Genomic DNA, 26,567 nt, shown 5'->3' with positions numbered 1-26,567 from the left:
TTTTGAATAAAGATCATAATGGGTAATAAATCGTGATCTTACAACAATCTTTAATTACTTTTTGACCAAAAGCATCAAAATTGTCTATATTTATAAGCAAATTGGATCAATTTTTTCATAAGGACCTAAAACATATGGAGTTGGTACAAAAAAATAGGATTATTAAACGTTTCTTAACAGAAAAAAGTGAAAATCCTATTGCAGTTGATCTAAAGGATGAGGATTTAGAGATTTATGCTGATCTGAATGTTTTATTAAAGCATATTGAACTTCATCACAATGGCTTATTTAATTTTGAAACGCTTGAAACCGATCCAAACCAATGGCACGAGTTGTGTGGCATCATTAAATATTCCGCTACTCTTAAGCCAGGCTCTCCTCCTCTATTAAAGAGGATTAGTCTTAAAAAAGCCGAAGAAGGCATACGTTATACTTTAAATGCACATGATATCGTTGCATTACCCAATGATGATTATTATGCACGCTCAGCCAAAGTGCTTTCCGAAATAGAACCCGAACTAAATGACTTAATTAGAAACAGTAGAGCAAAACTGTATACTTTACTACAAACCGTTCCTGAAGCGATAACTTTTGATGCGTCTAGCTCCTCACAAATTACTTTACAAATTTTACAATTACAAGAAGAAATTAACTTAGTTGATAACAATTCTAAAAAAGAAAAAATACAAAAAAGAGTAACTATCCTCCAGGATCTTAAAAAAATCAATGAATTAAAACAAATAAGTATTACTCAAAACAATGGCTCCACCCTCGATTATTGTATGCTAGAGGAAGATATAGGGGGCGTTACAGAAAAAATCCCATTAGTGAGCTTAAAGAGTGTAAAAAAGCAATTACGCAATCTGTGTGAATGCTCAATTAACCTTCGTATAGATGATTATTATGCGGCAAGAGAACAGTATAAACTTTGTACCGAAGCCATAATAAAGCTGCCTAAACGCGGTGATATTAGAGAAGTTCAACATGAAGCTATGGCACTTAATATTTCTCGCTTATTGGGGCTAGATACAGCCATTACGATCTCTATTACTTATAATGATCATCCGGCGTTATTTATTCTTTTTTCCGACATACGTTTATTAAGTGAATTTTCTTCAGGAAAAACATTTACATCTTGGCTCAGTGGTAAGACCTACACTCATTACTCTACGATTAAACCTATAGGTGAAGGTATAGAAGCAGATTGTTTCATTGATGATTTCAGTAATGCATTGGGTTTGTTCTATATATGTAGTGATCCTGATACCCTAGGCGGCAATTGTCAAAATAAAGCATTAAAGGGGGGGAAGTCTCTTTTTATTTTTGATCAATCGTTAATGGATACGGATAAATTTATTCTTGATTCACGTCTTTGCTTAATACCTGGTGAATTTCTTCGAAAACATACACGTCATGGCATAGGACGTAATCGCACTATTATTGAAGATTCATCATTTAATTCCAAATTTGCAAGCATCATGCGACTTAAAACTCTAAAAGATAAACTCATTCAATATGCAAATCATGTTACATGGCAACATCATCAGAAAATAACTAAAATTCAGCGGAAGCTGCAAAAAAACCAGAGCCATGAAAAATATACTCGTCTCACAACTCAGTTGAACAACTTGATAATTCTTGAAAAAGATGCTGAGATACTTAAAACAAAAATACAAGAACGCATCGCAACAATAGAAAATTTGCTTCCTCAAACAACTGGAGAGATCAATTCTATAGAGATAAGACAAGCATTGATTTTCGAAAAATTGATGCATAATCCAATCTTATTTAGTGATGATGGACGCCCCTATAAAAACCCATGGACCTACAGACAGTTCAATACGATTAAACAAATAGATGACCTACGCAATGGCTACATTCAACTCACTTTTACTGACAAAATTTCTGCAGCTATGGTTGAGTTTATTAAACGTCGCAGCAAAAGTGACTCGATAATCATTAATTCAGTCAAAACAGTACTTATAAGCAAAGAACAATTAATGTTATTAAATGAAAATCTACTTCACCCTGAACATCAATTAATTCTAGATCCCTCTATCAATTACTTAGATCTTATGGATTTAACCGTCATTAAAGAAGCATATAATGTGGGTAATAGGTCTCACGTGATAAATACAATCAACTCCTATCACACAAAGATGGACTGTGACACACTTTCTGTGGATGAAAAAATAACATTGATTGCTGAAACTGAAAATCAACTCAAAGCATACCTCACTACAGCTTATGACAAGGGATTTTGTAAACATGTACTTAAAAAATTCTACTTTGATGTGCAACAACAATTACAGAAATTCATCCCTACTTTAGAGATTCCAGCTCAATTAAATAATGCATTTATTGCTGCATTACAATTGGATAGAATTTCGGAGTTTAATACCGTAGTTATGGAGGCAATAAAATACGATAAAACTAATGATTCTCAATTTATATGCTTTTTGGATAACTGTATTCAAAGGGTAAATAACACAAGAAACTATATAGAGGCACAACAAGAAAGTCGCGAGTTATCAAATACAGCTGAAAAGACAATACATAGTTTACGCACCCCTAAATCGTTTACAGTTTTATTAGCATCACAACAATATAGTGAATTAAATCCAGTTGATCCTATAATTATTAATAGGGCAGATTTAGAAAAAGGACTTTATACTGTTACAAAAGAACCGTTAATGGCAGTAACAAATACCGAGGAAATTAATGAACAAGAACAAATTTCACTCTCTTTTTGAGTCAGATGAATTAATTTTTTCACTAAGGTAGTAAATGGAGCTATTATGCCTATACATGAAAGACGTCAACATTTCCGGGTAGAAGATCACATCTACTTTAATTACCAAATTATAGAACCGGGGGAATTATGTCCTGATCGAGCGGTTGTGGAGCAACTCTTAGGAAAAAACGGGCAACGGTATTTAGAAGCGGCTCATTATTTTCAAGAAATTGATTATGAAATGGCCGAGTTAACCCAAGTTATAGCACTCAAAGAGCCAACCATAGCTCATTATCTTAATCTACTTAATGCAAAAATCGATTATTTATCGAGACAAATGCTCATGACAAATACTATTCATCTACGCAAAGTTAATATAAGTTTAGGTGGAATGGCATTTAAAACTCCTGATCTGATTAAAGAGAAAACGCTTTTAAAGTTAGTCATTTATACCAAACCCAAAATGATACCCATCATTGTTGAAAGTACTGTAGTTTACAGTCAATATCAGAATGAACATAATTACCGTACCGCAGTATCGTTTAATGAATTAACAACTGAACAAGAGCAAATTCTTTCGCAACATATTTTATTAGCTCAAGCCAAACATCGTTCTGACTAAAAAAATAAGCGATTTTAAGTACAAATTTGCCAAATAACACGTAAACTATAGCGGTGTTATGAACTATGAGGCAAATATGACCAGAACAGTACATTGTTGTAAACTAAAACAAGATGCCGAAGGCATGCTAAAACCACCATTCCCAGGATCATTAGGAGAACGAATTTATAATGAAGTATCAAAACAAGCCTGGAATATGTGGTTAAATCATCAAACCATGCTCATTAATGAATATCGCTTGAACTTAATGGAAGCCAAAGCACGGGACTTTTTAAAAGAAGAAATGCAAAAATACTTTTTCGGCGAAGGCTCGGAAAAACCAGCAGGCTATACTCCTGAATAATTATCCTAAATTATAGAATTGGACGATGTCATTTTTTTTGATTTAATTTATTATTTTAAATATAGATACTTAAATAGAAGGTACTCATGAAATTTTTTAAAGGTTTGTTGTTTTTTTTCTTTTGCTTTACTGCCACTGTTTATGCACAAGATCAACCTTTGAAAGTGGGGATAGGACGCTTTTATCCTCCTTTCGTCATGCAAGGAGCAAATAATGAGCTCTTTGGTTTTGATATCGAAATGGCAGCTGACCTTTGTAAAATTATGCGTCGTACTTGCACTTTTCATGCCATGAAATTCAAAGAAATGCTCCCAGCAATAAATAGACAAGAGATTGATATAGCGATCAATGCAATTTCTATCACTCCGGATCGTTTGCGCTTAGTTAATTTCAGTAACCCCTATTTGTTAAGCTATTCCAGATTTCTTACAAACCATAAATATGCGGATCAACCACTGCGTTTAGATCTTTTAAATAACAAACGGATTGGGGTGGATGGAGACTCTATCTTTGAAAATGAAATTAACGAAATGAACATAAAAGGTGCAACTATTGTTCCGTTTTATGGCGTTCATAGTACCGAAGAGATGTTAGAAGCATTGCAGAATGAAAAAATTGATTTTGTAATTATGGATAATCCTTCTGCGCTTTATTGGGCAGCCAATTCATCAGGTGAAGTGCAAACAATAGGCAGACCAATATTATATGGCTATGGTTTGGGAATCGCGGTGAAGCCAAATGACCTTACATTATTACAATTAGTTAATCACGCTTTATTACAATACGAATTCTCACCCCAATATATTAGAAATTACAATAAGTACATCTTACAGTTTTAGAGCATCGACAATTTAGTCCTCATCACCTACGTGCTTCGGCTTATCCGAAGCATAATAGATCTTATATAATTCCTTCCGTAACCCAGGTTAAGTTAAGTACTTGTTGAGATGATCGTTGATCCTTGATTTGCTTTCACCACAACATCATCATCGTCAGCAATAAATTGAGTTTCCTTGCATAATTTGACGTATTCTTTATGGGTGATCAACGCATAAAAAAGAGAGGACATTATTAAGATATAATAAATATTTTGATAAAAATAAATTAACCACAAATAAGTCAGAAAAGGTGTTGATAATACTAATAATGTCGTTACTTTCATTCTCCTTGTGATCTGTATTATTCCGTAAATTATCATCAAAATTGAGATGGATAAGTTCATCTTTAGGAAATCACCAGCAGGCAGAGTACTCATCATCAAACCAAGTACACAAAAGATAATAATCCCAAATATTCTGGTGTTGGGCTTGATAGCTCCCATACTAATTGGTGCAGCCATATAGCCAATTAAATGATAACCAGTAACAATGACCATTAATGAAGCCCAACTATCTGAATTCCAAAGAAATATTGCAGTCAACGTAAAATTAATCAATAACGAGCGACGACACAGATTATATCGAGGATGTAATTTAGTAATAGTTCTTTTTGGCATTTGCCCTTCTTTGGCCATAGCATAGAACATTCGCGAGGCCCCACCTAAATAAGAATATCCTGTCCCTGATGGACTCACAATACTATCAGCGATCAGAATCATTGCTAAAAAATTGACGCCTAGTAACATTGCTAAATTAATTAAAGGTGAATGAAAATTCAGACTACTCCAACCACTAGCTAACATATCGTGAGGCACCGCCCCCATAAACGATAATTGCAATAGCATATAAACACACATCACAATAACAATTGAAAGAATGATTGATAAAGGAATATTCCGTTTTGGATTCTCTATTTCACTCGCAAAAGCCACAGCTAATTGAAATCCATTATAAGAATAAATTAAGCCTGCCGAAATGATTGCAGTAACTGCTGAGCCCACACCATATTGAGAACTTGTATCTAAACTAAAATTGCTCGTGTCGAAACGCATAATTAAAAAAACAATAATAGTAAAAATTGGGCTAAGAATTTTAATTACTGTAACCGTATTATTTATTTTAGCGAGTAACTTAATACCAAAGTAATTGATTAATAAATAAACTACTAAGATACTCAATGCAAACAGTTTACCGCAAAGAGTCAATGAGTGTTCCGTCATCAAAACATCGCTTTTAATTGCAGCAGCTAAATATTGCGTAGTCGCTTGAGCTTCTGTACCAATAGTTACCATCAATCCAAACCAATTGGCAAAGGCAAAAGGCATACCAAAAATATTATTGTGTGACAACGCACTAGAACGAGCAGTTGCTCCTCGAACCGGATAAATTGATGCAACTTGTGCAAGGCATAACCCAACCGCCATCACTAATAATGCCGCCAAAATCCACGCAACAAAAGAATAATTTCCTGCAATTTTAGCGTTTAATTGAGCGCTAAAAAGCCATCCTGATCCAACCATAGCAGTAGCAGAAAGAGCTGTTGCACTAAATAATGAAATTTTGGCATGTTTACCCATAACAAACGACCCTTGAAAAATACATGTTCTTAATAATTGAAAATTAAATACCTATATTGCATATAATTATGACATCGTCAATAGATCTGATACATAGTGATCTAAAAAAAGATATCTCTTTGGTTAAAGTCACTACGGCATAATGGGTGTATTTCTAGATGGCAATTGCTCTTCAACCTATTGTTTTTTATTAAATTTATAGATAAAAAATCATTCCCATACCGCATTTATGGCCCAAGTTTACTCTTACGGAACAATAAATTACAAGCTCCAAAGTAAATTGATTTTTTTACTCCAAAAATTGGATGATATCTTGCAACTCAGATCGTGAACATTATTATGCTCATATGCCCTATTATCTATTTTAAATGATGCCGTTGTCTCAATTGACGCAATTGGATTGGAATTTAAAATTTATTCGTTTAGAACCTGATTTATTATCTGTTGATTACTGGGGAAATTTTTGCTGAAGGTTTAAATGTAAAGAATAGCTTTTATCTTTCAAACACTTGCTTTAGAATCATTCTAATTGTAGGAGATTGTTAGAGACGGTAAGGATTATTTTACTCTCGAATAAATAAAAAATTCATTCAGTTTAGAATCTAAATATGAGGCTCTGCATGCAGTACATACTCAGAAGATTTTACATAACGATCTTTTTATTTGCCGTAAATCCCATTCTTTTTGCAAAAGCAATAATTGATGTTGATGTTCTCGATACTGTCAAACACACCAAAAAATTAGAAATAAAGCATTCTTTATCACTTATCGTGTTTTTGCATCATCTCTCAGAAAAAGAATCATTTATTGATGAAATAAAAAAAATTCAGGGAGTACATGTACAAGATTTAGGTTTCATGCCTGCTGTGGCAATACAACTTCCTAAGGATCGTAATTTGCTCGATCAAATTGCTAATTTTGATGCTGCAGCGCAAATCTCTTCACATAAATCAGCTGAAGTCGAATTAGATATTACTGCCCAAGCTTTAAAACTGGTACCTTCAACTTTTTATCCTCATGCAGAAAATTGGTGGGCTAATGGTTATACAGGTCAAAAAGGAGTTATTGGTATCATCGATACCGGAGTAGATCCTTTACATCTTGCCTTATCTAATAAAAGGTTAATTGTACGTCAAGATGTAGGCTCAGGATATTCTAATCATATTAATGGTGTAAAAGAACCTCATGCAACTGGCGTAGCTTGTATTTATGCGAGCACCAATGAAAAATACAAAGGTATGGCTTATGGAGCATCGACTATTATTTCTGGATTAGCCGGAGAAGAAACAGCAGATCCTACAAGTATTCTACTCACTATGGAAACCTTAGATTGGATGTTGAATCGTGCTGAAGTAAAACCTACCCTCATCAATTACAGTATGGGAAACGGTAGATTAGATTTAAATTGTCCTGCGTGCCCTGAATGGAGTGGGCTTGCAAAAGTGATAGACTACATAGTTAATACTCAAAAAATTCTCTGGGTAAAATCAGCCGGGAATGCTGGATATATAGAAGCAACACAACAAGTTCCTTATGCTTCCACGCTGACTGTGCCAGGTGACAATTATAATGGGCTGACCATAGCCAATATGAATACACTTGTCACTGAAAATAATACTGTGGCTAAATCTGCAGAGAGACAAAAGCACCGTATTAGGAATACCAGCAGTCGAGGACCTACCCCTTTTGGTAGGCGCAAACCTGATTTAACTGCTCCAGGTCATGATACTATGACTTGTGCTCCTGATCCCAAAGTTTATGGTTTTATTTATTCCAATGCGATGAACTACAAAGATGGCTATCGTCTTATGGGTGGAACCAGCTCGGCAGCTCCACATGTAGGTGCTTCAGCACTATTAGTACAAGATGCCGGAATTCAAAATCCTATGGCAATTAAAGCATTACTTATTAATAGTGCTGATACTTGGACTGATGCAGGTACTGAAGACTCCAGACATTCTAAAATCATGGGCTCAGCCTGGAATAGAACTTATGGCTGGGGTTACCTCAACATGGAAAAAGCGTTTAAACAAAGAAAAAATATTGTAGAAGGTGAGCTGACTGTAAAAAATCCAATATGGGAATACCGTACCACACTTACTAGGGGACAAAAAGTTACTTTAGTACATGAACGACGAGTGGGATACACTCCTGAAGGATCGGAGTGGAAACTCAGTCACTTAGAATTAACCGTTTTTGATCTGAAAAATCAAAAAGTGATTGATAAAGACAGTAGCCCTATAGATACAGTTCATCAGGTTGCAAATTGTAAACGTGCCCTGTATGACATAGAATGTTCCGAGGATAGCCAAACTACAGAAGTTTTGATACGAGTTAGGTTATTAAACAAAACCATAGAAGGCAGTTTTAATGAACCTTTTGCCATCGTAGTTCCACCAGCAAAAAAAGAAAAAACCTAATAATCATTAGAGCGTCAACCAAAATTATACAGATAACTTATACCTCACTTATTATTTGCAATCAAAAAGAATTTATTTTAATCAACATGAAAATCTATCATACCAAATGAATCATATTGGATCGATCTTAATATTTCCTTAATGTTTAGAATATATCATACAAGCTCACTATTTAATCTATATGAAATATTTTTGATTAATTGAAATTTTATAATTAAACAAAGTCAGGAGATTAAGTAGATAAAGACTAAAGTATATTGGAGTATTATGATGCCACACCCCCTGACAACTCAGATTTTGAATATATTAGCCGAACATCGAAAAATTCCTGACTACGAAAAAGAAAGTCACGCAGTCACGGAATTTTCAGAGTCGATCATAAATAAAGTAGAAAGTATGGTACTTCAAGGCAAAAAAATTCGACTTGTGGCACCCGCCTTTCCAGAAAAAGCACCAGTACGAGGGAAAACTTTAGGCGATACGCCTGATATGGCCGAATTAGTCTCCTTACAACACTTAAATAATATCTGTAAGAAAATAGGTGACGTTTATGGCCCTGGAGCCGAAATGGTAATCTATTCAGACGGATTTGCATTTGCAGAAGTATTTCCTGATATTCATACTCAAGAAAAACGAGAAAATTATCTATCAAAATTAAATGAAATGATAGAAAAAAACGATTTAAAAAACATTAAAATTATTAACTTAGCAGGTACTGTTGATTTAAATAAATACGCAGAAAGTGAAACAAGCTTCAGACAAAGAATTTCAAAACCTAAAACTGATCAGGATATAAATAGCCTTAATTTATACAGAGGCCAAATTCAATTTTTTACAACTGAACTCAGTATGGGCTATCCGAGTAAATCAAAATCAAGAGTTAAAAAGGAAGCTGAAGTTATTGCTCGTGGTGTAGCACGAATGAGCGATGCACTTAGCAAATATCTATCAATAATTGAGCCTGAAGCACTACGATTATCATGCCATCCTAAAACAATAGCTACCGACAAAATTGGTATCTGGTTTAATGAAGATCATGCTCCCGGCGGTACTCCTTGGCATAACGCAGCTGTTTATGAACTCAATCCAACAACAAATAAATGTGTGGTTTCCTTTATGAAAGCCCAGGAAGCACGTGAAAAGGGTCATATATTAAAATCAGATCAAGAGGGAACTCCAAGCCACTTTGTATCAGAAAGTATCTACCGTCATGCGTGCACATTGCAGTCTTTTTTTAAAGCAGTAGTACATAAAAAAATGTCAACAGAAACTTCCAAAGAACCCATGCAATCAAGTACATTAGAGCATTTTTAATGAAATTCTGGGTTGGTCCTGCCAAGACCAACCTCAAAAATATCTTTTGCTTTATTCAAACCATTTAAGCTAAAGTATCAACATACCCAATGTTTCAAATTAAATCATAAGTTACTTATTAATGTAACGAATGGAAAAACTATTTTGTTAACGGCTTAGATGAGTGACAATTAATGAAGATTTGGATTGATGGTGATGCCTGTCCAAAGGTAATTAAACAAATTTTATTTCGTGCGGCCATGAAACGCCATATCTTGGTAATTATTGTCGCAAACCACTTAGCAACTATTCCCCCTTCGCCGTTTATTAAAAGAGTTAAAGTTGAATCAGGATTTGATGGGGCCGATAAATACATTCTCGCTCAGGTACAAAGCCAAGATCTGGTCATTACAGCGGACATTATTTTGGCGGATCAGATTATTACCAAACAAGCGTTTGCTCTGAACCCACGTGGCATATTTTATTCTGCCAACAATATGAAACAAATTCTCAGTATGCGTCATTTAAATGAATCGCTAAGAGAAAGTGGTTTAATTCGAGGAGGCCTAGATACTCTAAGTTCAAAAGAAATTCAGAGTTTTTCGAACCATTTGGATCGTATTATTACCCAACTGCATCCCTAACCTACTTTTTCTATTTTGATACGCTAAGAATATATAAGTCTTATTTCTTAAAATTGGTTTTTCGCAACCCTCGTGAGCGATTTTTATCATTCTTAAACAGCAGTTGGCCTCGTGATGAGAAAGGCTAACGTGCTGAAATTGGGCTTGGGAATCCTATGCCTGGATATTGATTCTTTACCTTCAACTAATATATAAGCTCTAAAATTGCCTAAAGTCACTTTTCCTAAAGCTTACAGTGAGTTAACATAACGAACAGTCTGGAAATTATATGTTTTCGTCATTACCAACGAAAACATTGTTCTAAAAATGATTTATTTCCATATTGCATAAAAAGACGCTAAGCCTAGATAACTAAAGGGAGGTACAATGGGCATTTTTAGAGAAATTGCAATCCGTTATTGTGAAAAAATATATGATGCCTATAAATTACAGGCGGATGAAAAAACCTATAAAGGTAAGGAAGCTGAATTATTAATCGAAAGAAATGAGTTCGCTCGATGTTTAATCAAAACACTTAAATCAAAAGAACTCAGTGATAATTATAATGAGTATTTTCAACAGCTTTTGAATGAAATTACCACCGCATTAGAGCAAGTTAACACTACTGTTAATGAACATAATAGCAAAAGTGGTACAACATTCACCGCTGATCTGTACGAAACGTTTTTTACCTCCAGTTTGAAAAACTTTTTGAATGCCTTAAACGACTTATATCAAAAAAGCCCTGAAATCATCAAGTGCATTAAGGACAATTCATCGTTTAATAATACTCGAAGTATACCCTGGATTTATCAATTTTCTTTTGTATTATATGAATACATCCTTGAAAAAGAATTTGAGCTTGCTACCAATAAAAACGGTAGAGATATCTTTGATACAAAAATACAATTAATTCTTAAGTACGTCCAAAATGCAGCAAGTCTTTATTCCCGTTTTGAAAATAATGAACATGAGAGCGAATACAAAGAACTTATGAAAATGTTATTACAAAGAATGCAAACGGATGAGAATGATATCCAGCGACGAAAATCTCAACAAAGCAATACCAGCTCCATGTATTCTTATTTTTCACAAACATTTTATAAAGCCAGTGAAACCATAATGGGCAAAAGTCAGTTAGGAGAAAAAATCGATTTCTTGATAAAGGAGTTTAATGAGCGATCAATGACTAAGACGCTTCAGTTTTGTTAATTGGTAAACATCTTCATCACCAATATGGGATTGATTTTAAATTCTTTATAAAACATCGTCCAAAATTAGATGTTTTTTCACCATACAGTACAAAGATGAGATCGAACAATGGAGCGCAGATGAGCTGAGACCCATCAAAATCATCGCAATGCCCATTTCATTTTTAATTATATCAAGCAGATGTGTAACACCTGCTTGTCAAAATGAAGAGGATCACTTAATTAATATTATAAAAATCCTTCGCAGTATCTGCAAAAAGAGCTTGTTGTTCTTGTATTGAGAGGTCTTTAACTATAGCTTGATATGCCTCATAAAGAACCTTAACTCCTTTTGAACATTTAGTAATGGGTAAATGACTGCCAAACATACATCGTGTCGGACTAAAAATATCAATTGTTGCTTTTATCCAAGGAGCAATTTGATTTAAAGACCATTCAAGACCAAAAATACACTCAATGGCAGTGATTTTCACATAGACATTGCGACATTGACTTAAGCGGCGCATATCGTCTTCCCATTTTAAAAAACCGGCTTGGGTTTGATCTAATGGCCAACCCATGCAATGTAACGCAAATTTAATCGTAGGAAATTTTTTTGCATAATCAAGTACTGAGGGTATTTCATGTGCATAAACTTCAAATTCAAAATTAAAGGGATAATCTTGAAGAATTGTAAACGATTCTTGTACGACAGGTTCTAGGAGAATCCCCGCTTTATCCGTATAACATCGATTAGGATTATTAGGATCCCAAAGTAAATGATCGCGGACGGAGCGTATCAAAGGAATCTGAAGATACTCTTTGAGAAGTTGTGAAAGATTTTTATCTCGTAAGCTAATATTTGCAATTGCTGCTGATAGATGCTGACTTTTATTTGCAATGTTCTGAGCAAATTGCATTTCTTTGAGTGGATCGGTTGACACTAATTCAGCCATAACCAGACCTTCTATTTGCATCTCCTCCATATCTCTAAAATAATCGGTAGGAAGATAAGACTCTGGCAATTTTTTCTGGTAATTTCTTCCCCATAATAATTCCAGATTATCATCACAATTTTCTAAAAAAGGGTAATTATTTATTTTCTTATCATAAAAATGAAAATGGGAATCTACAATTTTTAATGCCATTCATGTTCTCCCTGCTTTATTTTAATTTTTCACTGCAATTATAGATGTTATCTAAAATTTCTGATATTAAAGTAAAAACATACATCTGATTTGTACCACCTTCCAAAAATAGCGTAATTTTTTATTTGAATTATTCGAAAAATTGAAGTTTTGGAACAGTCTAAATTCAAAAACTTTTTATTTTGAATATAATCCTAAATTCGGTAATTGCCGAATTTAGGATTATATTTATTTGGCTAAGTTTATGCGATTTACAGTGTCTGATTGGTAAAACCAACATCTAAACTTCGATTAACCCACTTTTTATATTGAACGCATATTGAATAAAGCAGATAAATGAGTTTACCATGAGCGGTTCTGGCGCTCATTTTTATTGAGTAAAATTTTTACAAATAAATAGGCTTGACTAGAAAATGAGGAAGAGTCGTTTTCACGTTACAAAAATACAATTTATCTATTCTATTTTTTTATTATTCATTATTAAAAACTCTTGGGCAGATCATCGCTACGATACCCTAATTATTGGTGCTGGAGTATCTGGATTAACTGCAGCAAAACAATTACATTTAGCACACCAAGATGTACTCATCATTGAAGCCAAAAATCGTCTTGGCGGTAGAGTATATACTAATTACGATTGGGGTTTTCCCATTGAACTAGGGGCATCTTGGATTCATGGGATTGATCACAATCCATTAGTTCCGTTGTTAGGAAAACAATCTGTTGCAAAGACAAGCTATAATAACTCTAATCTAATAGCCATGCTCCGTGATTTTGCTTTATATGATAGCAGGGGAAAACCTGTATCGGAACACGATTTAAATCTATTCTCTAGTTTGACTCATGAGTTCTTACAGTATTGTCATACACGTAACAAACTGATCTCTTTTGAACAAAATTTCATTGAATTCGCGCAACAAAAAAAATTGACCTTGAAGCAAAGCTCTTTGTTGTATTATGCTTTGGATAATATTTATACTTACGAATTTGCGGAGAATTTGCCACATTTATCTCTTAACTCCTATTTTGTTTCTGAAAAATCAATCGTCTCTGGCAAAAACGCCATTGTCCCAGAAGGTTATTTCCAAATTTTCCAACAATTTTCACAACATATTCCTATAACTTTAAATCAAATTGTTCGGGAAATTGATTATGATACAGATGGGGTTACAATTATTACTCAAAATGATACTTATCATGCCAATCAAGTCATCATTACTGTTTCCCTAGGGGTACTCAAATCCAATAAAATTTTATTTCATCCACGCTTACCCAAAGAAAAACGTGATGCAATTGCTCAATTAAAAATGGGGAATTATGAAAAACTTTATTTATTATTTGATAAGGTCTTTTGGGATAAAGACAAGGAATGGATTGGTATGTTACCTAATAATAAAGAAGAAGCCTATAATATCTTCAATCTTTACAAATATACTCAAAAACCGATTCTCATCGTATTTACTAGTGGTAAACTTGCACGCGATATGGAAAAAGTTCAGCTAAGCAAGTGGGTGATGCAGCATCTCAGACAAATTTATGGTAATGATATTCCTGAACCGATAAAAACGAAAAAAACTCATTGGGTTAGCGATCCCTATACCCTCGGTAGTTATTCTTATTTACCTAAAAATATCGATAAAAAGGTACTTGCAACATTGGCTAAGCCTGTAGCGGGGAAACTCTATTTTGCTGGAGAAGCAACCTCTACAACGGATCCAAGTACTGTACATGGCGCTTATTTATCTGGGATTAGGGTTGCACATGAAGTGCTTACCCATGTCAAAAAAAGCAAAAATGATGCTATGTCCAAGAATTAATGCGATCAGTCACGTATGGAAATAAAAACAGCGTTTAAAAATGAGTCGTATTTTCAAGATCCATTCTCTAGGCTTTTCACTCCTAAAAAATGTACTGCTGCAAAAAATCATAAGCTTTCTTTGCATACTCAAGCGGAGGAGCTTTAATTGGATCCTGTTCCGCTTCAACGATCATCCATCCAGTATATTGATGTTTTTCTAGTGCTTTAATAATGGAAGCAAACTCAAGGGAGCCATCCCCTGGTACTGTAAACACACCATTTCGTACCGCATTCATAAAGTTCATTTGTTCCTTCTCAATTTTATTCAGAATTTTTATGCGAACATCCTTCAAATGAACATATAAAATTCGCTCACTGTATTTATTAATTAAATCAACTGGATCTATATCAGCAAATACAGCATGCCCTGTATCCATTAATAAAGAAATTAATTGGGGGCTAGTATTCTCCATTAAAAAATCGATTTCATGCTCATAAAAAACGCCTGTCCCTGCATGATAATGATAAACAAGACGCATATTAAAATCATAGGCAATACGTCCAATAGTATGTAGTCCCTGAATCAGGCTCATCCACTGTTTTTCATTAAACTTAGGTTTATAGGAGCTTAAAATGGGTAATTCTGTTCCTTGAATAGCGTGTCCGCATTCGCAGACATTAATAAAGGATGCGCCCATAGCGTTCATGAAGCTTAAATGTTCCATAAACCGCGATAAAGTATTTTCATATTGTTCTGGCTCAGTAAAAAAAGTACTAAACCAAGCGCTGGATAATTGTAAACCATAATTATTGAGTGCAGCTCTTAAAACAGACGCATCATGAGGGAATTTATTACCTAGTTCTGTACCACTATAACCTGCCTCTGACATCTCACGAATACATTGCTCGAAACTAATCTCTTTACCCAACTCTGGATCATCATCATTACACCAATTAATTGGTGCTATTCCCAGTTTGATATGCATCAATAATTCCTCTATTAAAAATCAAAATAACCCGAGGAAGTAAGATAACTGCTTTTCTTTCACCGAAAAGACATTTTTCTATGCCACAATGCCAATGTTGTGCTCGATTGTTATCCTTCTTCAATATTCCCTGATCTGTTTCAATTGATCACACATCACTTGATGTGCCCTAGTCACTTCTTCAGAATTTGATATTTCTGCAACCGCTACCCGCCACCAAGTTTGATAACCATTACTCATGGTTTTAGGTAATATCGGTAACACAATGACCGCAGAATTTTTTTCATTTTTAGCAGCCTCCACGGCAACACCCAACTGTTCATAAGAGCTCACATAGAAAGACCGAGCCCCTAATCCTTCAGCATACTTACAAAAATCTATAGGTAAATACTCTCCTGATAACCGATTCGTTTTATCCTCTCGGAAACGAAACTCATTGCCAAAACCTTGACTACCCTGGCTTTCCTGTAAATTTCTAATGCATTGAAACCCATGATTATTAAAAATAATAACAATTATTTTCTGATGTTCTTGAATGCAGGTAAGTAGCTCTGAATGCATCATCACAAAACTACCATCACCCACTAAAACATAAACCTCACCTGGATTATTTTCTTTAGCGAGCCTCACACCTAAACCCGCAGCAACTTCATAACCCATGCAAGAATAAGCATATTCCAAATGATAGTCTTTCGGTGTTTTAGAGTGCCAAAATCGATGCAAATCGCCTGGCAAACTCCCCGCTGCACAGATAATGACATCATCTTTAGTCACCATTTCATTTAACAGACTAATAACCTTAACTTGAGATAAACCACTTTCTGAAGCATGGGATGTCACACAAACACGTTTTAATTCTTTCTGCCATTCATTTTGATAATGCGCTACCAATTGCTGGTAGTCTTTAGATGTTTGATAACTTCCCAATTTTTTTCCTAATTGCTCTAAACCAGTTTTTGCATCCCCTTTCAACATGAACCCATTCATTTTTAGTGCATCAAAACGGGAAACATTAAGGTGAATGATCTGACATTCTTCATTTTTAAAACCCCATTTGGACGCTGTAGTAAAATCCTGTAAACGAGATCCGATTACGAAAATCACATCAGCTTGTGATGCAAGAATATTTGCTGCTTCAGAACCCGTAACCCCTATTCCGCCTACATTCATGGGATGACTTTCTGGCAAAGCACTTTTACCAGCCTGTGTTACAGTTACTGGAATCTTATGGTGTTGGGCAAATTGTGATAAGACATTTGTAGCAAAAGAATAATGGACTCCGCCTCCTGCTATAATTAATGGTTTTTTTGCTTTAAGAATAAGTTGAAACGCATCATCAAGCGCACGCTCACTGACAGGCTCTCTATCAATATGCCAAAAACGTTTTTCAAAAAAAGAATCTTCGTAATCATATGCCTCTGATTGTACGTCCTGTGGTAAACATAAAGTAACCGTACCTGTTTCAACCGGATCGGTTAACACCCTCATTGCATTCATACACGCAGTCATTAATTGCTCCGGTCGAGCAATTCTATCCCAATATTTACTTACCGGTTTAAAACAATCATTAACCGATAACGTATAATCATGTGATACTTCGAGTTGTTGTAAAACAGGATCCGGCTGTCTGCAACTAAATACATCGCCAGGCAATAGCAATAAAGGAATTCTATTCGTAGTTGCCGTAGCTGCCGCGGTAATCATATTGGTCGCACCAGGACCTATAGACGAAGTACAGGCAAAAATGCTTAATCTATTTTTCTGTTTTGCATAAGCTGTAGCTGCATGAGCCATTCCCTGTTCATTATGGCCTTGATAATAAGTCAAGCCATAGCTGTCATATTCAAGAGCCTCGCCTAAGCCAGTCACATTGCCATGCCCAAAAATTCCAAATACTCCTGCAATAAATCGATGTTCTTTACCATCCATTACTACGTATTGATTGGCTAAAAATCGCAATAATGCCTGAGCCATAGTTAATCGAATTTTCATCAACACTAATCCTTATTTTTCCATACCCTATTATTTGCTTTACTTGTTCTTGTCCATTTATGCTCTTTTAGGAAAGTTGGAATACTATAAGGATTATCAGGTAAATGACGTATAAACCACAGTGTATAAAGAGCATATCCCGGAGCCGTACAATGGGCATGAGTCTGGCCAGAAGCAATTTGATACGTATCATAATTCTCGATACGTAAGACCTCTTTCCCGTTCTCACCAAACGCATAACCTTGCGGTTCTGAGAAACGATAATGATAAATTTCAGGCTGATCATGATAATGCGAGGGATAACTTGACCAGCGCCCTTGAAAAGTAATAATCTCGCCAACTACTAAATTAGACTCTGGTCTATTACGTTTATCAAATACGGTTCTCACAATCCGATAGGAACTGTCCTCCAAAATATCTTTTCCCCGATTATCCAATTCCAAAAGATTCGATTTATCAAATAATAAAGGCGCAAATGGAATATCATTTTCTGTTTCGATCAACAAAATCTCACAATCAGTCAACGCTTCTACAGATGCTGCTTGACCTGAAGCACAATGTAAAACGATAGGCTCTTGAAGAAAATAATCATATCGATGTACTTGTTGACTGTGTTGTGCATAATGAAAGACTACTTTTCCAGTCATTAATAAAGCAGCAAATTCATAACGTTCATTAAATGAATATTTTTCTCCCACACCTAATTTTAGAACACTAAAATTCATGCTGTCATTTGATCCGGGTTCCATAGTCACAATCGTATGAGATCCTTGATAAAAACCTTGTGGATTTTTAATAAGACGACCTGAGTTTTGTGTACCTTTCTTTTGATGCAGTTGAGTCAAATAAGCGCTTTTCCAAATTTGCGGATGCGCATCAAAATAGTGAATGAAATAATCCAACTCTTCTTTATAGGGCATAGCTGGAGCACAGCCATGGCGGGTGACAACTAATGCACCGCTCGCATTCGCGTAAGTAGTAGCAACTTCCCAAGATTTGCCGTGCAAAAGAGCGGATAAAAGACCTGCCATAAAACCATCTCCTGCACCAAGTACATTAAGCACTTCAACAGGAAAAGGCTTGGCCTTTAAAGGATGACTAGAGTTTGCAAAATAAACAACACAACCTTGTTCACCTTGCTTTACAACCACAGGTGCCTGAGTTAATTCTCTTATTTTTTCTAATGCCCTAAAGACCTCATTGCATCCACCAGCAATACAAATCTCTTCTTCGGTACCCACAATTAAATCACAAAACGACAAAACATATTGATAAGTGTTACTTACTTTTTGACTCTGGGCATATCTCGTTTCCCCATCGCCTATCTGCGTCAAACCCCAAAGAACAGGACGATAGTCCAGATCCAAAATTACTGCTGTTTCAGTGTGTCTTGCACGTTGAATCACTTCCTCAGTTGTTTGTAGCATAGCTGCTGTAGATAAGCCGGTTCCCGTCACTAAAATTGCTTTTGCTTGCTGCAGTACTTCACTATTTAGGTGATGCGCTTTAATTTGCATATCCGCACAATCAGTACGATAAAACATTAAGGGAAACTCTTTGGGCGGTTTTATACCCAGCAATACAAGTCCAGTTAAATGATGCTCCGTTTCTTGTAATAAATCAGTATTTACTCCCTCAGTTTCTAATTCATTTTTTAGAAAATATCCCATCTCATCTTTGCCAATACAAGAAAACATCATGCATTTAAGACCTAGACGAGCCCCACCAACAGCGATATTTCCAGCACAACCTCCTAAATATTTTTTAAAACTTGCTGCATCTCTTAAAGCGACCCCGATTTGTTCTGAATAAAGATCGACAGCTACACGCCCCATACAAATCAAATCTATAGGTCTTTCTGCATCAAAGTAAAATGGTGGGTAAATCATGTCATCCTCAACTCAAAAAAACAGGCAATTTAGTCACTAAAGATTGCTTTGCTGCCTGAGCAATTCGCAAAGCTTGTAAGCCATCCTTTCCAGAAACAGGGCTGGGTTTATTATGCAACCAGGCATCATAAAATGAACGTAGCTCGGCTCTAAATGCTTGATGATAGCGTTCAAGAAAAAAATATTTTGGATTCGCTTGTTCCGTACCTGTATTTGAATAATAAAACACAGAATGCTTTAATTGATTCGTAGTTAATAACATTCCCTCTTTACCAAATACTTCTATACGCTGATCATAGCCATAAACGGCCTGGCGACTGTTATCAATAACTCCCAAAGCACCGTTCGCAAAGCGCATTTGTATTATTGCAGTATCCACATCATGCAATGCTTCAAAATCAGGATTAATAAGTACCGCTCCTGTTGCATACACTTCAACAACTTCTGATTGTGTTAAAAAACGCGCCATATCAAAATCGTGAATGCTCATATCCATAAACATACCACCTGAGTTTTTACAATATTCTTGAGTGGGACAAGCAGGATCACGAGAGGTAATTTTAACTACATGAACAGCACCAATTTCACCAGCTTGCACCTGTTTCTGCAAATAAGCACAATTGGGATCGAAGCGTCGATTGAAACCAATCTGTAATAAGGTGTTATTGGTTTGAATTACATTTAAAGCATCTAGGATTTCCTCTTCACATAAGCCTATAGGCTTTTCACAAAATATCGCCTTATCTGCTTCACTAGCAGCTTTAATTTGCGCTACATGTAAATTTGCCGGTGAAGCAATAAGAACAGCATCCAAATTTTGATGAAAAATCACTTCTTCAGCACGCTCATACTGACCAGCGATTGATAGTTTATTTGCCCACTCTCTATCGAGATAAGGATCTGCGATTGCATGTAACTCATATTCTGGCAAATGGTATTTGATATTTTCTGCATGCAATTTACCAATTCGTCCTGCGCCAATGATACCGATACGACATGTTCTTTGCTGATTTATAAAATCCATTTTAATCTCTCACTAATTCAAATTTTTTCGCTTTTATTGGATTAGATAATTGTTTGCCAATAGATCTAATTTTTTTACCTGCCATCAAATTTTTTTCTATTTTTTCCAAAGAAACTCCTGTAGTTTCAGGTACAAAACGGTAAATAAAGAGAAAAGCACACAGGCATAATGAGCCAAATAAGGCAAAAGTAAGTACTTGCCCTAGATTTTGGTAAATAGCTAAAAAAGATATGGAGATTAAAAAATTAGCCCCCCACTGTACCACTGTGGCAATACTCATCGCTAAGCCACGCACATGTAAAGGGAAAATCTCAGAAATTAAAACCCAAAATAAAGATCCTACACTGATGCAATATCCCATAATGTAGGAGGATAAAAAAGCCAATATCCAGAACTTTTGGCCTGGTATGGCAGAATTAAATAACAAGGCAACTATAAAGAGACTAAACGACGCAATCAGGGTACCACTTAATAATAAAAAACGCCGGCCTAATTTATCGACATAAAACAAAGTAAATACAGTAAATAAAAAATTAACTGCTCCCATGCAAAAAGTTGCCAAAATAGCCTTTGAAATTGGGTAAAAACCTGCTGATTCAAAGATAACTGGCCCGTAATACATCACGGAATTAATCCCTGAAAGTTGCTGAAATACTCCCAAAATAACTCCGACGGCTAAGACGAAAACAATTGGGGGTTTAAGTAATAAATTATAGCTTGGTTGAATTTTCTTTATATGGCTATAAATTTCTTCTATCTCTTGTTGAATGTTATATTCAGAAGGACGAATGCGTTTTAAGGTTTTTACTGCCTCGTCTACTCCATATTGTTTCAGTATCCAACGCGGCGAATGAGGTACAAAATACATTCCTATAAATAATATCAGTGCAGGAATACCGCCTATTGCAAATAAAAATCTCCAGCTATGTATCGAATAATCATGAAGAAAATACCCAATTAAATACGCTATAGCCTGACCAAAGGTAATCGTCAAGCCATTGATCAAAACTAAAGTTCCTCTTCTTTTAGGAGGAGCGATTTCTGCAATAAATAATGGGGCAATATAAGAAGCAATTCCGATGCAAACTCCAATAATGAAGCGTCCAATTAATAACATAATGAAATAATTGGTCAAAACACATAAAATCGTTCCCACAATAAAACCAATAGCGACTGTTTTTAAAAGACAGTGTCGACTTATCTTATCAGCAAAAAAACCACTTACAGGAATACCAAAGATACATCCGAATAAACTAATACTGACTACCTGAGACCATTGCCACTCAGAAAGAGACAATTGAGCCATAACCTGATCTTTAACATCTGCGATGACACTAGAATCAAAACCAAATAAGAAACCACCAAATCCAGCAATTAATGCAACAAAAAAAATAAATGAATTCGCTCCTTTACTCATAAGTACTACTTTCCTTAGCTGATGCTTAATCGTTGATGATGGTATCACCTTCTATGGGGAATAAACAGTGAATAAGTTTCTCCATCTCAGCATATCATGGCTTGTAGACAAAATATCGAGATGGAAGGATTGTACTGGCAACTAACGCATAGAGCTCAATGAATTAGTGAAACTTCATGCCACCGACATGTTCAATAAACTCTTCAAGGTTTTCTTCTTTCTGTTTTATCACATCGTCCATCTCTTTTATAAAATCAACCACATCCGTAAGAATAAAATGCCGTCCATTATATTTTACATAACTTATATATCGTTGGGCTATCTCTCTACATTTTTCTGGAGAATACTCCTCATTCCCACTAAGCCCTTCTTGATACATTTTTCTCAGTGCCTTTGCCACGCTTGGTCCGGTTTGCTTGTTTTCTCGAATATAGCCAGCAATTTCTTCAGGATAAGTCTTGTGAACCGTTACAGAAGATTTTTTAAATAGAGTATGTTGAGAAAATTGACTGACTCCTCCTTTTTGAGATTGAATCGGGCTTTCTTCATTCTTAACTACATCTGAATGTAATAATTCTTTACTCTCAGAAGATTTTGATAACTCCTTACGCTCAGAAGTTTGTGACAACTCTTCAGAAGCAACCATAGGACGTCGTCGTGTTGGGATCAATAATTCACACTGAGCCAATCCTGAACTGATCTTCTTGTCAGCCATCAAAGTGGGGATACATTCAAGTAACGCAGAGAAGAAATGAGTAAGTAAAGTTCTCCAATAGGGATAATTACCTAACGTTGGTATCATCTTACCAAGAATTTGCATCGAATCGCCTATTGCTTTCTCTTTAGCTTCTCGACTCGGATTCTCTTTCATGACTGCCAGTTGGACTCTTAAAGCATGAATCCACTCGTCCGAAACAAGTACCTGTTTTTCCGAGCCTTGCGGTATACTTTCATACTCTCTCTGCATGTCATCCAGTAATTGATGAAGTTTTTGTTCCTGGGGAGTGAATTTCGGTACAAATATTGAATCAGGAATTATCGAAGTCCAGTGAACATTGCTCTTATTATTCACAATCATTTCTGGACCTCCAGATTGAACATAGGGAATCCCATCATTTCGATACAGATGTAGAATAATTTCTCTATCATATAAAATATGAGTTCTCCCCTCATTATTCTTAACAAAATGCTCTCCCTGAATCGCGCGATGCAGTACGAAAAGCGTTTCTTCTGAACCCCATACTCCTTCTTGTTGGAGATGATGAACATATTGATTAAGATGCTTGTCTTCTTCTCCTAAAAAAAACTCAATAGTTTCATTTCTCAGAATATTATCTAAAAGAGTCGTTTTCTGAGATTGAATTTCGCGTTCAGTAAGTTCTTTTTTTTGTTCTAAAAATGCTTGCTCTTTAATAATCCACTGACGCTCGAACTCCTCAATAACATGAGGCAAGCGAGCTAAAGAATAGTCATGCATTGCCACATCCATGCCACGGACCTTATATATATCTGCACTAATATAGTCTGGATTATCAAATCCGTGATCAATAAGATAGGACAACTCTGAACCATTCAGCTCCATGGAACATTTAAAGCAAAACTCCAAGCCGTAGTGCGCGGAAGAAAATAAAGGAGAATCTTTAGGGGAAGCTTTAAATTCTCTTTTTGTATATTCTGCTGCTAAATTTCGAGTCGCTCTTCCCAGAATGGGTTCAATAATATTTTTAATCTCAGATGAGGTAAACTCTTGGTCTGACTTCTTAGATAATAGGGTCCGTAATCGAACTTTCTCCTCTTCTTCAAGTTTTAGTATATTAAAAATATCTTCCGCTAACTCAGGAATGTTCTTGGCTCGTAGAAAATACATTAAAGAAATACTATACGCATAGTACATACAATTGCCTTTACCACTATTATCCACATGAAACATATTTACTCCTTTTGTAAATTATTAATCCTTGACTTGTTCTTGTGCTAATAAACTTTTGCTACCCTCCTTAAAACATAATTGATTACTTGCATCACTTAATTTTATTTTTTAATAGCAATAAGCTGATATTAATCAGTCCTATAAATCATTGAACTGCAAAATTGTATCTCTAAATCTGAAATTTCTTTGGCATTAAATGGAGTATTGATTTTTGCTAAGTAAACGTTGGCTTTTTCGTCCAAAGTGTCTGCTTGTATGATGGGATCGAAACACGTTGACACAACATTAATCCTTTAGTTTTTATTTAGCATAAAATGCAATTTATACGATCAAAATGATATATGCAATATCTTTATGCCATTATCCGATCAGTGAGTGCTAATTATAGAATAAATTGATTACTTTAATTCAATAGCTCATGGAAATCAGTATTGCTGTCAAGCGCTTTTGTATTGTATTCTGAGTTAGTTTTTAGCGTGGATGCTCATTATGAAAGGATACACCAGCTTTTTAGAATCATTACTCATTATTTCAATGTCATTAATTATTCTGTTAGCGATATGGAATGTATTTCAAAAAAAACACACCATATTAAGGAACTTTCCTCTTATAGGTTATGTACGCTATATTGCAGAAGAATTGGGGGTTTACTTAAGACAGTATTTTTATGCTCGAGATCGAGAAGAATTACCCTTTAATCGCACCGAACGTACCTGGGTTTATGAAGCAAGCAAAAACACAGATACCACTATAGGGTTTGGAACCACTCGCGATCGCAAACCGATTAATACAATCTATTTTGTAGACTCTCCTTTCCCAGTATTGAAACGTGATGTTGTAAAAGCACACTCTGTTACCATAGGAAAACATTGTAAATTTCCCTATACAACAAACTCGTTAATTAATATCTCCGCGATGAGTTATGGAGCCATTTCGAAAAATGCAATTTTAGCACTATCTCACGGTGCAAAAAAAGCAGGTTGTTGGCTTAATACTGGCGAAGGGGGATTATCCCCTTACCACTTAGATGGTGGTTGTGATTTAGTCGCCCAAATTGGAACCGCAAAATATGGTTATCATGATGAGCATGGCAACTTATCAGATGAAAAATTAAAAGAGGTTGCTGCGCATCCTCAAGTTAAAATGTTTGAAATCAAACTAAGTCAAGGGGCAAAACCCGGAAAAGGAGGACTATTGCCCGCAGTAAAAGTAACTCAAGAAATCGCTAAAATTCGAGGAATTAAACCGCACCAAGATTCTATAAGTCCCAATCGTTTCCCTGAAATTTCAAACTCCATTGAGTTACTTAATATGATTCATCACATACGAGAAGTAACTGGGAAACCTACTGGCTTTAAAGTCGTTTTAGGAAACTATGAGTGGCTCGATGAGCTATGTCAAGAGATTATCAAAAAGGGAGTTGAATATGCACCTGACTTTATTACACTTGATGGTGCTGAAGGTGGCTCAGGAGCCGCCCCTCTCACTTTAGCGGATTATATGGGCCTTACTTTAACAGAAAGTCTTCCTGTTCTTGTTGACAAACTTGTTGAATATGATTTACGTGAACGGATTAAAATTATCGCCTCAGGAAAATTAATAACTCCTGGTATGGTTGCATGGGCACTTTGTGTTGGTGCTGATTTTGTGAATTCAGCGCGTGGATTTATGTTTGCTCTCGGTTGTGTTCAAGCATTACAATGCCATAAAAATACGTGTCCTACAGGAATTACAACACACAATAAATGGCTTGTTAGAGGTTTAAATCCTAAAGTTAAGACAAACCGCGTATATCATTATGTAAAAAATCTTACTCATGAAGTAGGGGTCATTTGCCATGCCTGTGGTGTAGAAGAACCACGTGACTTAAGGCGACACCATGCCCGCATTGTCTCGGCGCATGGTACCTCAGTATCCTTAGCGGATGTATATCCATCCAAAGAAAAAGGTTCTAAAATTAAAAAAAATCATCAATGATAATTATCCTAAATGTAAAGTGCATAAGCGAAACAACGCTATAAAAAGATGTATTTCTGTAAGAAGACATTATTTATTGTATTTATAGTTCTCCCCATAAATAACTGAAATCTTCCGTCGTGAACAATATATTGTTTTATAAAAGGGTGATTTAAATAACTTTCTGCTTTTTGTCTAAATTTAAAAAGAATATCTTCTAGTCCTTTCTCAGAGAATCTAATGCCAGAATTGGATACCTTATTTAAGGTATCCATAGCAACAGCAATATTTATCAAGTTTTTACCTGTCTTTTCTATGTCTGAATGTATATCTACTCCTGGTATTTGGAGTTTAGTTATAAGACTCTCATCTCTAATGGCAATTTCAAAAGCAAGATTTTTAATTAGACTATCAATTACTACTTTTTTTTCATGTAAAGTACCGTATATTTGATCTAAATAAACTCTATCTGTCTCTATATCCGCTCGATGCAGCTTATCTTTTTCTTTAAGTACTTCCTGAATTATGTATTTTAAGGTACTGAAACAACTCATTTTCTTTATACCCCAACTAGGTTTATTAACCACACATCAATTTCTTCAATAGAGAAAATCTTTACCATTGATTTGCAGTAACTTTTGTTTACTTAATTTAAACATTAAGTAAAATTAATATCCAATCGGTTGTTTTTATATGTTATACGAAAATTTTAAATATTTATTTGTTTTCAACTGGTTATTTGATAAT

General features: G+C 35.3%; 20 protein-coding genes. 10 read left to right on the top strand and 10 right to left on the bottom strand.

The window, feature by feature from the left end:
• Positions 1–134 precede the first annotated feature (134 nt).
• The 4 genes from Lgra_RS12485 (at position 135) to Lgra_RS12470 (ending at position 4,538) form a co-directional block, all read left to right on the top strand.
• Entirely contained in the window at positions 135–2,753 is a 2,619-nt protein-coding gene (locus tag Lgra_RS12485) for a hypothetical protein (RefSeq protein ID WP_058499599.1), read from the top strand.
• 45 nt (positions 2,754–2,798) lie between these two features.
• Complete coding sequence (locus Lgra_RS12480; protein WP_058499598.1) at positions 2,799–3,356, top strand: PilZ domain-containing protein; 558 nt, start codon at positions 2,799–2,801, stop codon at positions 3,354–3,356.
• Between the two features lie 76 nt (positions 3,357–3,432).
• Positions 3,433–3,699, top strand: a complete 267-nt coding sequence (locus Lgra_RS12475) for an oxidative damage protection protein (RefSeq protein WP_058499597.1) — start codon at positions 3,433–3,435, stop codon at positions 3,697–3,699.
• A gap of 86 nt (positions 3,700–3,785) precedes the next feature.
• On the top strand, positions 3,786–4,538 hold the full coding sequence (locus Lgra_RS12470) for a transporter substrate-binding domain-containing protein (protein WP_058499596.1): 753 nt from the start codon (positions 3,786–3,788) through the stop codon (positions 4,536–4,538).
• Positions 4,539–4,630: 92 nt separating this feature from the next.
• On the opposite strand, the gene Lgra_RS12465 is transcribed toward Lgra_RS12470, so the two are convergent.
• Positions 4,631–6,154: an APC family permease gene (locus Lgra_RS12465; RefSeq protein WP_058499595.1), complete on the bottom strand. Its 1,524-nt coding sequence runs from the start codon at positions 6,152–6,154 to the stop codon at positions 4,631–4,633.
• Positions 6,155–6,774: 620 nt separating this feature from the next.
• On the opposite strand from Lgra_RS12465, the gene Lgra_RS12460 reads away from it, so the two are divergent.
• The 4 genes from Lgra_RS12460 to Lgra_RS12445 all read left to right on the top strand — a co-directional run bounded on the left by Lgra_RS12460 (position 6,775) and on the right by Lgra_RS12445 (position 11,702).
• Complete coding sequence (locus Lgra_RS12460) at positions 6,775–8,574, top strand: S8 family serine peptidase (RefSeq protein WP_058499594.1); 1,800 nt, start codon at positions 6,775–6,777, stop codon at positions 8,572–8,574.
• 267 nt (positions 8,575–8,841) lie between these two features.
• On the top strand, positions 8,842–9,888 hold the full coding sequence (locus Lgra_RS12455) for an L-tyrosine/L-tryptophan isonitrile synthase family protein (protein WP_238584443.1): 1,047 nt from the start codon (positions 8,842–8,844) through the stop codon (positions 9,886–9,888).
• Between the two features lie 173 nt (positions 9,889–10,061).
• Positions 10,062–10,511 (top strand): YaiI/YqxD family protein, encoded by a 450-nt coding sequence (locus Lgra_RS12450; protein WP_058499592.1) that lies wholly within the window; start codon positions 10,062–10,064, stop codon positions 10,509–10,511.
• A 366-nt stretch (positions 10,512–10,877) separates the two neighbouring features.
• Positions 10,878–11,702: a hypothetical protein gene (locus tag Lgra_RS12445; protein WP_058499591.1), complete on the top strand. Its 825-nt coding sequence runs from the start codon at positions 10,878–10,880 to the stop codon at positions 11,700–11,702.
• Positions 11,703–11,919: 217 nt separating this feature from the next.
• Here Lgra_RS12445 and Lgra_RS12440 read toward each other — a convergent pair whose 3' ends face one another.
• Positions 11,920–12,828: an amidohydrolase family protein gene (locus Lgra_RS12440; RefSeq protein ID WP_058499590.1), complete on the bottom strand. Its 909-nt coding sequence runs from the start codon at positions 12,826–12,828 to the stop codon at positions 11,920–11,922.
• Between the two features lie 413 nt (positions 12,829–13,241).
• Here Lgra_RS12440 and Lgra_RS12435 point away from each other — a divergent pair, with 413 nt between their 5' ends.
• Complete coding sequence (locus Lgra_RS12435) at positions 13,242–14,645, top strand: FAD-dependent oxidoreductase (RefSeq protein WP_058499589.1); 1,404 nt, start codon at positions 13,242–13,244, stop codon at positions 14,643–14,645.
• Between the two features lie 82 nt (positions 14,646–14,727).
• Here Lgra_RS12435 and iolE read toward each other — a convergent pair whose 3' ends face one another.
• The 7 genes from iolE to Lgra_RS18330 all read right to left on the bottom strand — a co-directional run bounded on the left by iolE (position 14,728) and on the right by Lgra_RS18330 (position 24,145).
• Positions 14,728–15,612, bottom strand: coding sequence for a myo-inosose-2 dehydratase (gene iolE / locus Lgra_RS12430; protein ID WP_058499588.1), 885 nt, complete (start codon positions 15,610–15,612; stop codon positions 14,728–14,730).
• A 120-nt stretch (positions 15,613–15,732) separates the two neighbouring features.
• Entirely contained in the window at positions 15,733–17,604 is a 1,872-nt protein-coding gene (gene iolD / locus Lgra_RS12425; protein WP_058499587.1) for a 3D-(3,5/4)-trihydroxycyclohexane-1,2-dione acylhydrolase (decyclizing), read from the bottom strand.
• 5 nt (positions 17,605–17,609) lie between these two features.
• Positions 17,610–19,493 carry a 5-dehydro-2-deoxygluconokinase gene (gene iolC, locus Lgra_RS12420; RefSeq protein ID WP_058499586.1) on the bottom strand — a complete coding sequence of 628 codons (1,884 nt, stop codon included), beginning with the start codon at positions 19,491–19,493 and terminating at the stop codon, positions 17,610–17,612.
• 7 nt (positions 19,494–19,500) lie between these two features.
• Entirely contained in the window at positions 19,501–20,517 is a 1,017-nt protein-coding gene (gene iolG, locus Lgra_RS12415) for an inositol 2-dehydrogenase (protein WP_058499585.1), read from the bottom strand.
• 1 nt (position 20,518) lies between these two features.
• On the bottom strand, positions 20,519–21,934 hold the full coding sequence (locus Lgra_RS12410; RefSeq protein ID WP_058499584.1) for a sugar porter family MFS transporter: 1,416 nt from the start codon (positions 21,932–21,934) through the stop codon (positions 20,519–20,521).
• 163 nt (positions 21,935–22,097) lie between these two features.
• A complete protein-coding gene (locus Lgra_RS12405; protein ID WP_058499583.1) occupies positions 22,098–23,864 on the bottom strand; it encodes a hypothetical protein in 1,767 nt (588 codons plus the stop codon).
• A 128-nt stretch (positions 23,865–23,992) separates the two neighbouring features.
• Positions 23,993–24,145, bottom strand: coding sequence for a hypothetical protein (locus tag Lgra_RS18330; protein ID WP_157068270.1), 153 nt, complete (start codon positions 24,143–24,145; stop codon positions 23,993–23,995).
• A gap of 208 nt (positions 24,146–24,353) precedes the next feature.
• Between Lgra_RS18330 and Lgra_RS12400 the strand changes: the two genes are divergently transcribed.
• The gene (locus Lgra_RS12400; RefSeq protein WP_058499582.1) at positions 24,354–25,841 is read left to right on the top strand and encodes an FMN-binding glutamate synthase family protein; all 1,488 of its coding nucleotides are present in this window, start codon (positions 24,354–24,356) and stop codon (positions 25,839–25,841) included.
• A gap of 38 nt (positions 25,842–25,879) precedes the next feature.
• On the opposite strand, the gene Lgra_RS12395 is transcribed toward Lgra_RS12400, so the two are convergent.
• On the bottom strand, positions 25,880–26,407 hold the full coding sequence (locus tag Lgra_RS12395) for a hypothetical protein (RefSeq protein WP_238584442.1): 528 nt from the start codon (positions 26,405–26,407) through the stop codon (positions 25,880–25,882).
• Positions 26,408–26,567: the final 160 nt, after the last annotated feature.

Origin of the sequence: Legionella gratiana (assembly GCF_001467695.1) — a bacterium.
Taxonomy (GTDB): domain Bacteria; phylum Pseudomonadota; class Gammaproteobacteria; order Legionellales; family Legionellaceae; genus Legionella; species Legionella gratiana.
Note: the sequence above shows the minus strand (reverse complement) of the source record. Positions and strands in the feature narration are given on the sequence as shown.